The organism is Nonomuraea sp. NPDC048826 (assembly GCF_043198225.1).
Lineage (GTDB): Bacteria > Actinomycetota > Actinomycetes > Streptosporangiales > Streptosporangiaceae > Nonomuraea.
In genome coordinates this window covers 76,882-90,243 of record NZ_JBICUQ010000015.1, presented here as the reverse complement: position 1 = coordinate 90,243, position 13,362 = coordinate 76,882, and the positions used below count along the sequence as shown (strand labels likewise).

The window sequence follows — 13,362 nt, the reverse complement described above, 5'->3', positions numbered from 1 at the left end:
TTCAGCGCTTGATCCCTCCGTGGAAGCGGAAGCCGTACTTCTTGCTGACGAACAGGTACATGAGCACCACGGGGACCGAGTAGAGCAGGCCGAACGTGGACAGCACCTTGAGGTTGGCCTGGCCGCCCTCGGTGTAGAGGGTGTACATGATCACCGCGGCGGGCTGCTTCTCCACGTCGCTGAGCAGCAGGTACGGCATCAGGAAGTTGCCCCACACGTTGGCGATGGTCCACACCGCGATCGTGGCCAGGCCGGGCCGCACCACGGGGACGACCACGTGCCGCACGATCTGCAGCGGCGAGGCGCCGAACACCCGCGCCGACTCCTCGTACGACTTCGGCGTCGTGTCCATGAAATCCTTGATCATGAAGATCGCGGCGGGCAGCAGGCCGCCGGTCATGATGAGGATCAGGCCCGTGTGCGAGTCGATCAGCCCCAGCTCGATCGCGAGCTGGAACAACGGCACCATCGCGGCCGTCCCGGTGATGATCGACGACAGCAGCAGCAGCGCGTACAGCAACGCGTCGCGCCCCGGCAGCCGGACCCGGCTGAGCGCGTAGGCCGCCAGCGCCGACATCACCACCACCAGCACCGCCGTCCCGATCGCCAGGATCAGCGAGTTGACCAGCGAACCCAGCGCGTACGGGTGCTCCAGGATGATCCGGAAGTTCTCCCAGGTGAAGTCCGGCACCCGGACCTCGTACGTGGGGTTCGAGGTGAACGGCGCCGAGGCCAGCCACAGGAGCGGGATCGCGAAGAACGCCAGCAGCAGCGCCACCAGCGTGTAGAAGCCGATCCGGCCGGCCACGAACCGCGTCATCCTCTCCTCCTGAGCAGCCGCAGATAGAAGATCGCCACGACCAGGTTGATCAGCAGGATGATCGTCGAGATCGCCGCGCCGTACCCCAGGTCGCCCGCCTGCAACGCGGTCTTGTAGACGTATACGGCCAGGATCTCGGTCTTGTTCTCCGGTCCGCCCGCCGTGAGCAGGAACGGCCCGAAGTCGTTGAACGTCCACAGGCTGATCAGCAGCAGGTTGGTCAGGATGTGACCGCGGATGTGCGGGAAGACCACGTCGCGCAACTGCTGCCAGCCGGAGGCCCCGGCCAGCCGCGCGCTCTCCAGATGCGAGGGCGGCACGTTCCCCAGCGCGGCCCCGTACAGCATCATCGAGAACGCGGTGCCGCGCCAGGTGTTGAAGATGATGATCGACAGCATCGGGTAGTCGAGCAGCCAGGCGAAGCCCGGGATGCCGAGCACCGCGTTGAGCGTGCCGCTGTCACGGTCGAGCAGTGCCACCCACAGGAACGCCACGACCGCGCTCGGCAGGATCCAGGCCAGGATGACCACGCCCTCGACCACGCTCTTGAGCGCGCCGCGCCGGTTGCGCATCAACCAGGCCAGGGTGAAGCCGAGCACCACCTGCCCGATCACCGCCGACCCCAGCACGAACTGGAAGGTCAGCACCGTGGAGTTCCAGAACCCCGGGTCGGACAGCGCCTTCAGATAGTTGTCCAGGCCGACGAACTGCGGCTCCGCCGCGGCGATCCCGGTCAGCCGGTAGTTCATCAACCCCAGGTAGATGACCCAGAGCGCCGGGAAGACCAGGAACACCGCGATGAGCGCCAGGGCGGGCGCCACGAAGGCCCCCGCACGCAGCCTGCCCAGGCCCGCGGCGTCGGAGCTGTAGCCGCGGGCGGGCGTCGCGTCGAGGACCTTCGGATCAGGAGGCGACGTTGTTCGCGCCACCGACGATTCCTTCGAGCTTCTTCTGGTAGTCGGCCGCCGCCTGGTCGGCCGGAGTGCCGCCGGCGACCGCCGCCGTGGCCTCCTGCAGCGCCACCGACACCTGCGGGTAGACCGCCACCGGCGGCCGGTAGGCCGTCAGCGGGAGGACCTCCTCGGAGATGTAGGTCAGCAGCGGCTCACCGGCCAGGATCTCCTTGTTGACGTCCGAGCGCGGGGTGATGCGCACGTTGCCGTCCTTGGTCTCCTCCTTGAGCGCGTCCGCCGACAGCGTGAAGGCGAGCAGCTCGAAGGCTTCCTTCGGGTGCTTGGAGCTCGGGTTGAGCGTACGCAGCGCGCCGCCCGACATGCTGACGAAGTCCTGACCCCTGATGCCCTTGCCGGGCTCGATCGCCGGGATCTTCGCGTAGCCGACGACCTGGTCGCGGTCGGCCATCGGGGCGACGCCGGTCTTGGGGTTGACCACGCCGCGCCAGAAGTAGTCGCCCTCCAGGAGAATGCCGATCTTGCCCTCGGCGAACTGCTGGAACGACTTGTCGCGTCCCTTGGCCTCCTGCTGGAGCTTGGGATCGCCGAGGCCGCCGCCGTAGACCTTCTGGTAGAGGCCGAGCGCGTCCTTCAGCGGCTGCGCCGCGCCGGTCCACTTGCCGTCCTGCTGGACCTCGCCGCCCGCGCCGGCCAGCAGCGGGAGCACGCCCTGCATGGTCGTGGCCTCGCCCATGGCGGTGCCGGCGTTGATCTGGATCGGCACCGGGACCCCGGCGGACTTGAGCTTGCCGCCCGCGTCGATGATCTCCTGCCAGCTCGTCGGCTGCCAGTCGGCGGGCAGCCCGGCCTTCTCGAAGAGCGTCTTGTTGAAGTAGAGGACGCGGCCGTCGGTGCCGATGGGCAGGGCGTACTTCTTGCCGTTGTAGGTGGCCAGGCCCTGGACGGCCTCCGGGATCTGCTGCCAGCCCTCCCAGCTCTCGGCCTCCGGCCCGGCGACCTCGGCCAGCGGCTTGATGTAGCCCGCCTCGGCGAACTCGCCCGCCCAGATGCCGTCGATGTCGATCACATCGGCCCCCTTGCCTGACTTGAGGTCAAGGGAGAGCTTGGTCTTGTACTGCTCGTCGTCGACGCCGCTGGGGATGAACTTGACCGTGACGTTCTTCCCTTTGGCCTTCTGGGCCTCCTGGAACTTGGGGATCACCCAGTTGGCGATGTGGTCGGCCGCCGCCGCGTTCTTTCCGCCGGCGATGGCGTTCTGGGTGATCGTGAGCTCGATGGCGCCGCCTTCGCCGCCGTCACCGGACGACTGGCCGCACGCGGCCAGTCCCAGCGCGGAGGCGGTGAGCACCGCGACCACACCTATCGACCTTTTCCGCACCATTCTGCAAACCCTCCGACACATCCTAAAGGGAGGAAGTCAGGGCCAATATGTCATGACATGTATATGACGTAAAGTCCTGGCTGATTCCGGGGAGCGTGCCCACAGGGGCCATCGGAAATCGGCACTGGGCACAGTGAGAACATAGCGGACATCCGTATGTCATGACAATATGCCATAGTGTCTGCCCGATAGCTCCAGCTGTGGAGGTGCGTTGTTCGACCTGATCACGATGGGACGCTGCGGCGTCGACATCTACCCGCTGCAGACCGGCGTAGGCCTGGCCGACGTCGAATCCTTCGGCAAGTTCCTCGGCGGCAGCCCGACGAACGTCGCGGTCGCCGCCGCCAGGCACGGGTTGAGTCCGGCCGTGGTGACCGCCGTGGGGGCCGATCCCTTCGGGGAGTGGGTACGGCAGGCGATCCGCGGATTCGGTGTCGACGACGGCTTCGTGGCGACGGTCGAGGGACCGCCCACGCCGGTCACGTTCTGCGAGATCTTCCCGCCCGACCACTTCCCGATCTACTTCTACCGGGGCGAGCACCCGCCTGATCTGCGGATCACCGCCGGGTCGCTGGATCTGGACGCGATCCGCGAGACCCGGGTCTTCTGGTTCACCGGGACCGGCCTGAGCCAGGAGCCCAGCCGTTCCGCGCACGCCGCCGCGCTGGAGGCCAGGACGTCCGGGTGGACGGTGTTCGACCTGGACTACCGGCCGATGCTGTGGGAGTCGCGGGAGGCGGCCGAGCGGGCGTACCGGCACGCGCTCCCGTACGCCGACGTGGCCGTCGGCAACCTCGACGAGGTCGAGATCGCGGTCGGCACCCGGGACCCGGTGGCGGCGGCGCAGGCGCTGCTCGACGCCGGCATGGAGGTGGCGATCGTGAAGATGGGCCCCGACGGGGTGCTGGCGCGCAGCAAGGACGAGCACGTGGTGGCCGAGCCGGTCCGGGTGGAGGTGGTCAACGGGCTGGGGGCGGGTGACGCCTTCGGCGGCGCGGTCTGTCTCGGGCTGGTGCGCGGCTGGTCGCTGGAGCGTACGGTGCGGTTCGCCAACGCGGCGGGCGCGCACGTGGCGGCCCGGCTGGCGTGCGCGGACGCCATGCCGACCAGCGACGAGGTGCTGGCCCTGCTGGAGAGCGCGGGCCCGCGGAGCGAGGTGCGTCCTTGAGCGACGTCACGCTGCCCAGGACCGCTCCTTACGAGCGGCTGACCGAGGTCCGGGCGACCGCACCGGGGGAGATCGCCCAGGCGGCGGGCCGCCGGCGGCGGCGCGAGCTGCCCGGCGACGGCGGCCGGCTGCTGATCATCGCGGCCGATCATCCCGCGCGCGGCGCGCTGGCCGTGCGCGACCGGCCGCTGGCCATGGCCAGCCGGGTCGACCTGCTCGACCGGTTGCGGGTGGCGCTGGCCAGGCCGGGCGTCGACGGCATCCTCGCCTCTCCTGACGTGCTGGAGGACCTGCTGCTGCTCGGCTCGCTGGAGGGCAAGCTGGCCTTCGGCTCGATGAACCGGGGCGGGCTGCAGGGGTCGGTGTTCGAGATGGACGACCGGTTCACCGGTTACGACGCCGCCGCGATCGCCGAGATGCGGCTCGACGGCGGCAAGATGCTGTGCCGCATCGACCCGTCCGACCCGGCCAGCGTCGTCACGCTGGAGTCGTGCGCCCACGCCGTCACCGACCTGGCCAGGCGGCAGCTCGTGGCGATGGTGGAGCCCTTTTGGGTGACGCGCACCGAGACCGGCGCCGTGCGCAACGACCTGTCTCCGGACGCGGTGATCCGGGCCATCAGCGTGGCCCAGGCGCTGGGGGTGACCTCGGCCTACACGTGGCTGAAGATCCCGGCGGTGGCGGAGATGGAGCGGGTCATGGCCGCGACCACGCTGCCGGCGCTGCTGCTCGGCGGTGATCCGCCGGACGCGGCGGCCGCGTTCGCCGACTGGGGGCGCGCGCTGCGCCTGCCGGGCGTGCGGGGGCTCGTGGTCGGGCGCGCGCTGCTCTACCCTCCGGACGACGACGTCGCCACCGCCGTGGACGGCGCGGCCGCACTGGTTCGAGAGGTTGGATCTTGACATTCTTTCCGTACGGCGAGGCCGCGGCAGGACCGTGGGCCGTGGAGATCACGCCGTCGCTGGCCGGGTGGGACTACGCGGGGCTGAGGGTGGTGGATCTGACCGGGGCGCCGGTGTCGTTCGACACGGGCGGGGAGGAGATGATCGTGCTGCCGCTGGCGGGCTCCTGCACGGTCGCGGTCGGATCGGGTGAGGTGTTCGAGCTGGCGGGGCGGTCGTCGGTGTTCGCCGGACCCTCCGATTTCGCCTATATCCCGATTTCTGAGCATGTGACGTTGACCGGTGCGGGGCGGATCGCGCTGCCTTCCGCGCGGGCCACCCGCCGCCTGGAGCCGCGTCACGTGCCCGCCTCCGCCGTGCCGGTGGAACTGCGCGGCGCCGGCCAGGCCAGCCGCCAGGTGAACAACTTCGCCGCGCCCGGCGTCTTCGCCTGCGACAAGCTCGTCGCCGTCGAGGTGCTCACCCCCGGCGGCAACTGGTCGTCCTACCCGCCGCACAAGCACGACACCGCCAACCCCGGCGAGGCCGTGCTGGAGGAGGTCTACTACTTCGAGGTGGCCGACCAGGGGCTCGGCTACCAGCGCGTCTACTCCTCCGAGCGAGGCCCCATCGACACCCTGGCCGAGGTGGGCTCCGGCGACGTGGTGCTGGTCCCGTACGGTTACCACGGCCCGTCCATGGCCGCGCCCGGCTATGACCTCTACTACCTGAACGTGCTGGCCGGGCCCGCCGAGGAGCGGTCCATGGCGTTCTGCGACGACCCGCGGCACGCCTGGATCCGCGCCACCTGGGACGGCCAGGAGATCGACCCCAGGCTGCCCTTCGGGAGGACCCAGTGAGACTGACCGTGGCCCAGGCGGTGGTCCGGTTCCTCGCCGCCCAGCGCACCGAGCGCGACGGCGTCGAGCACCGGATGTTCGGCGGCGTCTTCGGCATCTTCGGCCACGGCAACGTGGCCGGCATCGGCCAGGCGCTCGCCACCTCCACCGCCGACCTGCCCTACTACCTCAGCCGCAACGAGCAGGCCATGGTGCACACCGCCGCCGCGTACGCGCGGGCCCGCAACCGGCTGTCGACGCTGGCGTGCACCACCTCGATCGGCCCCGGCGCCACCAACATGATCACCGGCGCGGCCGGGGCGACCATCAACCGGCTGCCCGTGCTGCTGCTGCCCGGCGACCTGTTCGCCACCCGGGTGGCCGGACCGGTGCTGCAGGAGCTGGAGGACCCGCGCTCGTACGACGTCTCCGTCAACGACAGCCTCAAGCCGGTCTCCCGCTTCTGGGACCGCGTCAACCGGCCCGAACAGCTCCCCGCGGCGCTGCTGGCGGCCATGCGGGTGCTCGCCGACCCGGCCGAGACGGGCGCGGTGACGCTCGCGCTGCCGCAGGACGTGCAGGCCGAGGCCGCCGACTGGCCCGACGAGCTGTTCGCCCCGCGCGTCTGGCACGTCCCCCGGCCGCGGCCCGAGCGCGCCGCGCTGGCCCGGGCCGCCGAGCTGATCAGGGCCGCGTCCCGGCCGCTGATCGTGGCCGGCGGCGGGGTGATCTACAGCGAGGCGACCGGGGAGCTGCGGGCGTTCGCCGAGACGTACGGCGTCCCCGTCGCCGAGACGCAGGCCGGCAAGGGCGCGCTGCCGCACGGCCACCCGATGGCGATGGGCGCGATCGGCGCGACCGGCACCACGGCCGCCAACGCGCTGGCCCGCGAGGCCGACCTGATCATCGGGGTCGGCACCCGCTACAGCGACTTCACCACGGCCTCCCACTCGCTGTTCGCGCCGGAGGCCCGGTTCGTCAACCTCAACGTCACCGGCTTCGACGCGGCCAAGATGTCCGGGCTGCAGCTCGTCGCCGACGCCAGGGAGGGGCTCGCCGACCTCGCGGCGGCGTGCGCGGGCTGGGCCACCGGCGACGACCACCGCGCCCGCGCCGCCACCCTGACGCGGGCCTGGGACGCCGCCGTCGACGAGGCGTACGCGCTGGACGGCGACCCGATGCCGCAGCCGGCCGTGATCGGCGCGGTGAACGCGGCGGCCGGCGACGACGGCGTGGTCATCTGCGCGGCCGGGTCCATGCCCGGCGACCTGCACAAGCTCTGGCGGCCCAGCGGTCCGGGGAGCTACCACGTCGAGTACGGCTACTCGTGCATGGGCTACGAGATCGCCGGCGGGCTCGGGGTCAAGCTGGCGGCCCCGGAGCGCGAGGTCTTCGTCATGGTCGGCGACGGCTCGTACCTGATGATGGCCCAGGAGCTGGTCACGGCCGTCGCCGAGGGCGTCAAGCTGACCGTGGTGCTGGTGGACAACTCCGGGTTCGCCTCCATCGGCCGGCTGTCGGAGAGCGTCGGGGCCGAGCGGCTGGGCACCGCGTACCGCTACCGGGGCGAGGGCCGCTACGACGGCGGGCCGCTGCCGGTGGACCTGGCCGCGAACGCGGCCAGCCTGGGCGCGACCGTGCTGCGCCCCGGGTCCCTGGCGGAGCTGCGCAAGGCGCTCGACACCGCCCGCGCCGCCGACGGCGTCACCGTCGTGTACGTGCGCGCCGACCCGACGGTCGACAGCCCGTCCTCCGAGGCCTGGTGGGACGTCCCCGTCGCCGAGGTCTCCGGCACCGGGCCGGGCCGCGAGGCCAGGTCCGCGTACGAGACCGCCAAGCGCGATCAGCACCGCCGGCTGACCCCGCCGACGGGCTGACCGCTCGCAGGGTTGCCGCACCGGGCGAGGGGAAAGCCTGAGTCCGGGGGGCGGGGATCTCGGGGGAGGCGGCCATGGACCCTTGGCGCGTGCTGGGCTGGGTGGCCGTCGCGGCGGTGGTGATCTACTGCCTGTCCCACGTGGGCACGGTGGTGCTGTCGGTCATCCTGGGGCTGTTCGTCGCCGCGCTGCTGCTGCCGCCCACCCGATGGCTGACGCGGCGCGGGATGGGCCGCTCGCTCGCCACCACGATCACCTTCGCCGGCGGCCTGCTGCTCGCCGCGGGGCTGTTCGCGCTGCTGGTGCCGCCCACCGTCAGCGGCCTGGCCGAGCTGCGCGCCAGCCTGGGCACGATCCTGGAGCAGCTGCACGCGCTGGCCGCCACCTTCGGCCTGGACTTCCAGGACCTCCTCACCCAGGCCAGGCAGTGGGTGGAGCAGCGCCAGCAGCAGATCACCACCGGCGCGGTGGCGGGCGTGCGCACCGCGACCGAGATCATCGTGGGCGCGGTGCTCGCGGTCATCCTGGGCATCTACTTCGTGCACGGCGGCGACCGGCTGTTCCTCTGGCTGACCGGGCTGTTCCCGCCCGGCGCCAGGCGGCGGCTGCGCGAGGCCGGGCCGATCGCGTTCGGCGTGATCGGCCGCTACATCCGCGGGGTGGCGCTCGTGGGCGCGGTGGACGCCTTCTTCATCGGGATGGCGCTGTGGATACTCGGGGTGCCGATCGCGGTGCCGCTGGCGGTGCTGACCTGGGTGGGCGCGTTCCTGCCGATCGTCGGGGCGTTCACGGCGGGGCTGCTGGCGGCCGTGGTGGCGTTCGTGGCCAAGGGCTGGCTGATCGCGCTCATCGTGGTCGGGGTCACCGTGCTGGTGCAGCAGATCGAGGGGCACGTGCTGGCGCCGCAGATCTACGGCAAGGCGCTCGACCTGCCGGGGCCGGTGATCCTCGTCTCGATCGCGATCGGCAGCCTGGTCTTCGGCATCGCCGGCGCGTTCCTGGCCTCGCCGGTGGCCTCGGTGATCGTGGCCCTGCTGAACCGGGAGGACTTCAGCGAGGGCGCGGCGCGGGCGCCCGCCTGACGCCCCGGCGGGTCAGCCGCGCTGCGCCAGCACGTCGGCGATGCCCGCCAGGAACGCGTCGACGTCGGCGATGAGATAGCCGGGCCGGAACACCACGGTGGCGAACTTCACCTCGCGCACCTCCTTGGCCGTCACCGGATAGCTCGTGGTGCCGCGCAGCGTCGCCACGATCCGGTCGAGGAACGCGTCGACCTCGTCCTCGTTGTAGCCGGTGCCCATCCGGCCGGGCCGGAACGCCACCTTCTCCACCCGGGCCGCCTGGCTCTCGAACCACTCCTCGCGCAGCAGCTCGCCGGTGGGCTCGGCGAGGGCCAGCCGCACCGGCCGTTTGGCCATGGTCTCCAGGGCCACGACGAACGCCTCCAGCGCGAAGTCGACCGCGGTCTCCTGGTAGCCGCGGCGCCTGGAGCGGAACGTGGCCGCACGCACCTCGTCAGCGGTGACGGGCTCGACGTCGAGCGTGCCTCTGCCAAGGGTGGCCTCGATCCGCTCGATCAGAGCGTCGACTTCGGCGGGGTCATAGCCTGAACGCATACCCATGACGCGCGGAAAGCGGTTCAAGCCCACTCCTTCTGGGTCCTGCCGGGGGGTCGCATCCTATTGTGCGGTCCTTTATCACCACCATGCGAGCCGCCCTCTACGGTAAAGACCACCATGCGCCTGACCAACGTGTCCTTCCGCTACCGAAGACGTGATCCATCTGTCATCCGGCAGATCGACGCCGCGCTGGTCCCGGGCGACGTGGTGGAGCTCGCCGGGGCCAACGGGGCGGGCAAGTCCACGCTGCTGCGCCTGCTCGCCGACCTGCTCAGGCCGACCGGCGGCGCCATCACCGGCCGCCCGGCCGCCGTCGGGCTGGCCCCCGACCGGTTCCCCACCGAGCAGCCGTTCACGGTCTCGGGCTATCTGGACCACATGCGGCGCGTGTGCGGCGCGGGCCGGTGGGAGCCGTGGGCCGAGCGGCTGAACCTGAGCCCCCTGCTGGGCGTGCGGCTGCGCGAGCTGTCCAAGGGCAGCGCGCACAAGGTCGGCCTGGTGCAGGCGCTGATGGCCGAGCCGGGGCTGCTGCTCCTGGACGAGCCGTTCGCCGGGCTCGACCCCGGCACCCGGGCGGAGCTGCCGCCCGTGGTGGCCGAGCTGTCGGCGCGCGGCGCCGTCGTGGTGGTCGCCGACCACCAGGGCGAGCTGCGCGGCCTGCCGTCCCTGCGCCGCTGGGTCCTGACGGACGGGCGGCTCTCGGAGACCGCTCCCCCGGTCACGGGTGAAGGCGTCACCGTGGAGGTGACCGTGCCCGCGGATGCGCTGGGCGCCTTCCTGGAACGGATGCGCGGCGAGGGCTACCCCGCCCGCCCGGTGAGCCTGGAGGAGTCACGGTGATCGCCCTGAGCGGGTTCCGGCTGGCCGCCTACGTCCGGTCGCACCGGGTGCACCAGGCGCTGCTCCCGATCCTGGCCGTGCTGGCCGTCGTGTACGCCACCCGGGCGCCCGCCGGGCAGGAGGCCGCCGTCCTCGCCGACTCGGCCGTCATGATCGTGCCGTTCCTGGCCTGGGCGGCCCGGAGCGTGCTCGACACCGAACCCGACCGGCAGCGCGAGATGTCCGCGGTCCTGGCGGGCGGGCGGGGCCGGGAGCTGGCGGCCGGGCTGCTCGCCGCGCTGGCCGCGTGTGCCACGTTCGCCGGGCTGGCGCTGGCCTGGGGGGTGCTGCTCGGGATGAGCGCCGGCCCGCCGGGGGCGGTACTGGCCGCCGGGATCGCGCTGCACGCGCTCAGCACGCTGACCGGGCTCACGCTCGGGGCGCTCACCAGCCGGGCGCTGCTGCCGTCGCCGGCGTTGTCGATCATGGCGCTGGTGTCCGGGTTCGTCGCGATGCTGCTCATCAGCGCCTCGCCGCTCCCCTGGCTCACGGTCCCGCTCACCGTGTGGATGCGGGAGGCGGGCGCCGACCGGCTGGTCGCCCAGCTTCCCGGGCTGGGCGCCGTCTCGCTGGCCTGGTGCCTGCTCGGCCTGACGGCCTACGCATGGCTCCGCCGCACCCGGCCGTAGGCCCTCCCAGTGGCGGCTCGCCGTACCCGGCCGTAGGCCTGCTCGGCGGCGGCTCCGCCGTTGGGCTACTCGGCGGCGGCGAGCTGGCCGCAGGCGCCGTCGATCTCGCGCCCGCGGGTGTCGCGGACCGTCACCGGCACGCCGTGGAACTCCAGCCGCCTGACGAACGCGCGCTCGTCCTCCGGCCGGGAGGCGGTCCACTTCGAGCCGGGGGTCGGGTTGAGCGGGATCAGGTTGACGTGCACGAGCTTGTTCTTGACCAGCTTGCCGAGCAGGTCGGCGCGCCACTCCTGGTCGTTGACGTCCTTGATGAGCGCGTACTCGATCGACACCCGCCGCTTGGTCTTCGCCGCGTACGCCCAGGCGGCGTCGAGCACCTCGGCCACCTTCCACCGGGTGTTGATCGGCACCAGCGTGTCGCGCAGCTCGTCGTCCGGGGCGTGCAGCGACAGCGCGAGCGTGACCGGCATTCCCTCCTCGGCGAGCTTGCCGATCGCGGGCACCAGCCCGACCGTGGAGACGGTGACGCCGCGCGCGGAGATGCCCAGCCCGTGCGGGGCGGGCTCGACCAGGCGGCGCACCGCCTGGATCACCTGCTTGTAGTTGGCCAGCGGCTCGCCCATGCCCATGAACACCACGTTGTTCACCCGGCCGGGGCCGCCCGGCACCTCGCCCGCCGCCAGCGCGCGGGCGCCGGCGACCACCTGCTCGACGATCTCGGCGGTGGACATGTTGCGGGTCAGCCCGGCCTGGCCGGTGGCGCAGAACGGGCAGTTCATGCCGCAGCCGGCCTGCGACGACACGCACATCGTCACCCGGTCGGGATAGCGCATCAGCACCGACTCGACCAGCGCGCCGTCGAAGAGCCGCCACAGCGTCTTGCGGGTGGTGCCGCGGTCGGTGGTCTGCTCGCGCACGGAGGTGAGCAGCGGCGGCAGCAGCGCCGCCAGCTTGTCGCGGGAGGCCGCGGGCAGGTCGGTCATCGCCTGCACGTCGGTGGTGAGCCGCTCGAAGTAGTGGCGGGAGAGCTGGTCGGCGCGGAACGCCTTCTCCCCCAGCTCCGTGACGGCCGCGCGGCGGTCGGCCATGGACAGGTCCGCGAGGTGGCGAGCCGGCTTGGCCCTGCGCGGGGCGACGAAGGTGAGCTGGCCTGGCTGCTGGGACACGATCCTGCCTCTACTTGTCACGGGGATTGCCGACCAGGGTAGTGAACGCTTGCCCGGCGGGGCGAATTCCATGGCGGCAGCCCGGTGCTCCTGATCCCGTGGCGGCAGCCCGGTGCTCCTGATCCCGCCAAGGCTCGCACGAGGGTGACTTGCCGATCTACAGTTTCCCCGTATGGCGATTTTCCGGTCTGCGTCGGGCGAGGGGCACACCGAGGTCGTCCTCACCGCCGGCAACCCGTACGGCAGCCGGACGCTCGTGGTCGAGCGCGACGAGGACGCCTCGGTCGCCTACCTGTGCTCACCCGACGGCACCGTGCACGGCGCGTGCTGGCTGGCCAACCACCGGGCCGCGCCGGCCGTGGTCGACCTGGCGCGGATCAACGCCGGGCTGCCGCCACTGATGCCGCGGGCCAACACCCTCCACCCCGGCGGGCGCCGGCCGCTGGGCCAGCTCACACCGCTCTGGTTCGAGGAGGGCGACGGGGTGGCCCTGTACGAGGAGGACGAGCTGCTGGCCGTCATCCCTGGCTGGGCCGACATGCACCGCGGCATGCCCGGCTACGCGCGCGACGCGGTGGGCGAGTCGCCGTTCGCGTGGGCGCTGTCGGAGGCGCTCGAAGGGCTGCGTCCGCGCATCGCCAACGCCGAGTCCTACTGGCGCTGGCGCTACTCCGAAGGGTCCTGGCCGTCGTTCCAGCAGTTCGTCATGGGACACCTCGACCGGGTGCTCGGCCCGGCCGGTCGTTACTGGGACGCCAGCGGCGACCGGTTGCCGACCGTCGGCATCACCGAACGCCCGCCGCACGGCGACCGGCTGTTCAGCGTGCTGTCCACGGTCGGGATGAGCTGCCAGCGGATGCCGACCGTGGAGCAGTGGATCGACCAGCCCGGCGCGTACGCCAGGATCGAGCTGGCCGTGGCCACCCGCGAGGACCCGCGCGAGGCGGCCCTGCTGCTGGTGTGGCTGGCCCAGTATCCGTGGCACTCGGTGACCTGGCTCGGCCACGGCCACACCGCCCGGTGGTACCACGAGCCCGCCACCTTCCCCCTCGGGCCTCAGTACTCCGGGGTGCTCATGCAGGCCGACGCGCCCGACATGCCCGCCATGGCCGGGTTCGCGTTCGGCGGCGAGGCCGTACGGTGGCTCTGGCTGACCCCGATCACCAGCGAGGCACTCACCGGCTAGCCG

General features: G+C 72.0%; 13 protein-coding genes. 8 read left to right on the top strand and 5 right to left on the bottom strand.

The genetic code is table 11. From position 1 onward, the window contains the following. Window position 1: 1 nt before the first annotated feature. Genes ACGFI7_RS40085 through ACGFI7_RS40075 form a run of 3 tightly spaced genes read right to left on the bottom strand, consistent with a single transcriptional unit; the run spans window position 2 to window position 3,091 of the window. Window positions 2-820, bottom strand: a complete 819-nt coding sequence (locus tag ACGFI7_RS40085; RefSeq protein WP_393414512.1) for a carbohydrate ABC transporter permease — start codon at window positions 818-820, stop codon at window positions 2-4. Beyond that, entirely contained in the window at window positions 817-1,749 is a 933-nt protein-coding gene (locus ACGFI7_RS40080; RefSeq protein ID WP_393414509.1) for a carbohydrate ABC transporter permease, read from the bottom strand. Before ACGFI7_RS40080 ends, ACGFI7_RS40085 begins: the two co-directional genes overlap by 4 nt. Continuing rightward, on the bottom strand, window positions 1,724-3,091 hold the full coding sequence (locus ACGFI7_RS40075; RefSeq protein WP_393414506.1) for an extracellular solute-binding protein: 1,368 nt from the start codon (window positions 3,089-3,091) through the stop codon (window positions 1,724-1,726). The genes ACGFI7_RS40080 and ACGFI7_RS40075 overlap by 26 nt, the downstream gene beginning before the upstream one ends. Before the next feature lie 235 nt (window positions 3,092-3,326). Here ACGFI7_RS40075 and iolC point away from each other — a divergent pair, with 235 nt between their 5' ends. The 5 genes from iolC to ACGFI7_RS40050 all read left to right on the top strand — a co-directional run bounded on the left by iolC (window position 3,327) and on the right by ACGFI7_RS40050 (window position 8,962). Next, window positions 3,327-4,283, top strand: a complete 957-nt coding sequence (gene iolC / locus ACGFI7_RS40070) for a 5-dehydro-2-deoxygluconokinase (RefSeq protein ID WP_393414503.1) — start codon at window positions 3,327-3,329, stop codon at window positions 4,281-4,283. Continuing rightward, complete coding sequence (locus tag ACGFI7_RS40065; RefSeq protein WP_393414500.1) at window positions 4,280-5,185, top strand: deoxyribose-phosphate aldolase; 906 nt, start codon at window positions 4,280-4,282, stop codon at window positions 5,183-5,185. Before iolC ends, ACGFI7_RS40065 begins: the two co-directional genes overlap by 4 nt. Beyond that, window positions 5,182-6,024 (top strand): 5-deoxy-glucuronate isomerase, encoded by an 843-nt coding sequence (gene iolB / locus ACGFI7_RS40060; protein WP_393414497.1) that lies wholly within the window; start codon window positions 5,182-5,184, stop codon window positions 6,022-6,024. Before ACGFI7_RS40065 ends, iolB begins: the two co-directional genes overlap by 4 nt. Further along, a complete protein-coding gene (gene iolD, locus ACGFI7_RS40055) occupies window positions 6,021-7,880 on the top strand; it encodes a 3D-(3,5/4)-trihydroxycyclohexane-1,2-dione acylhydrolase (decyclizing) (protein WP_393414494.1) in 1,860 nt (619 codons plus the stop codon). Before iolB ends, iolD begins: the two co-directional genes overlap by 4 nt. Before the next feature lie 74 nt (window positions 7,881-7,954). Then, on the top strand, window positions 7,955-8,962 hold the full coding sequence (locus ACGFI7_RS40050; protein ID WP_393414492.1) for an AI-2E family transporter: 1,008 nt from the start codon (window positions 7,955-7,957) through the stop codon (window positions 8,960-8,962). Between the two features lie 12 nt (window positions 8,963-8,974). Here ACGFI7_RS40050 and ACGFI7_RS40045 read toward each other — a convergent pair whose 3' ends face one another. Then, window positions 8,975-9,529 carry a DivIVA domain-containing protein gene (locus tag ACGFI7_RS40045; RefSeq protein WP_393414489.1) on the bottom strand — a complete coding sequence of 185 codons (555 nt, stop codon included), beginning with the start codon at window positions 9,527-9,529 and terminating at the stop codon, window positions 8,975-8,977. Between the two features lie 87 nt (window positions 9,530-9,616). Between ACGFI7_RS40045 and ACGFI7_RS40040 the strand changes: the two genes are divergently transcribed. Further along, window positions 9,617-10,339, top strand: a complete 723-nt coding sequence (locus ACGFI7_RS40040) for an ATP-binding cassette domain-containing protein (protein WP_393414486.1) — start codon at window positions 9,617-9,619, stop codon at window positions 10,337-10,339. Then, window positions 10,336-11,007, top strand: coding sequence for a hypothetical protein (locus ACGFI7_RS40035; RefSeq protein ID WP_393414483.1), 672 nt, complete (start codon window positions 10,336-10,338; stop codon window positions 11,005-11,007). Before ACGFI7_RS40040 ends, ACGFI7_RS40035 begins: the two co-directional genes overlap by 4 nt. Before the next feature lie 65 nt (window positions 11,008-11,072). On the opposite strand, the gene rlmN is transcribed toward ACGFI7_RS40035, so the two are convergent. Beyond that, on the bottom strand, window positions 11,073-12,173 hold the full coding sequence (gene rlmN / locus ACGFI7_RS40030; RefSeq protein ID WP_393414480.1) for a 23S rRNA (adenine(2503)-C(2))-methyltransferase RlmN: 1,101 nt from the start codon (window positions 12,171-12,173) through the stop codon (window positions 11,073-11,075). A 172-nt stretch (window positions 12,174-12,345) separates the two neighbouring features. Between rlmN and ACGFI7_RS40025 the strand changes: the two genes are divergently transcribed. Beyond that, window positions 12,346-13,359, top strand: a complete 1,014-nt coding sequence (locus tag ACGFI7_RS40025; RefSeq protein WP_393414477.1) for a suppressor of fused domain protein — start codon at window positions 12,346-12,348, stop codon at window positions 13,357-13,359. Window positions 13,360-13,362: the final 3 nt, after the last annotated feature.

Bases quoted from the DNA above. Each gene is read 5' to 3' on its own strand.
- ACGFI7_RS40040 (WP_393414486.1), top strand. From the start codon at position 9,617: ATGCGCCTGACCAACGTGTCCTTCCGCTACCGAAGACGTGATCCATCT.
- ACGFI7_RS40050 (WP_393414492.1), top strand. From the start codon at position 7,955: ATGGACCCTTGGCGCGTGCTGGGCTGGGTGGCCGTCGCGGCGGTGGTG.
- ACGFI7_RS40085 (WP_393414512.1), bottom strand. From the start codon at position 820: ATGACGCGGTTCGTGGCCGGCCGGATCGGCTTCTACACGCTGGTGGCG.
- ACGFI7_RS40025 (WP_393414477.1), top strand. From the start codon at position 12,346: ATGGCGATTTTCCGGTCTGCGTCGGGCGAGGGGCACACCGAGGTCGTC.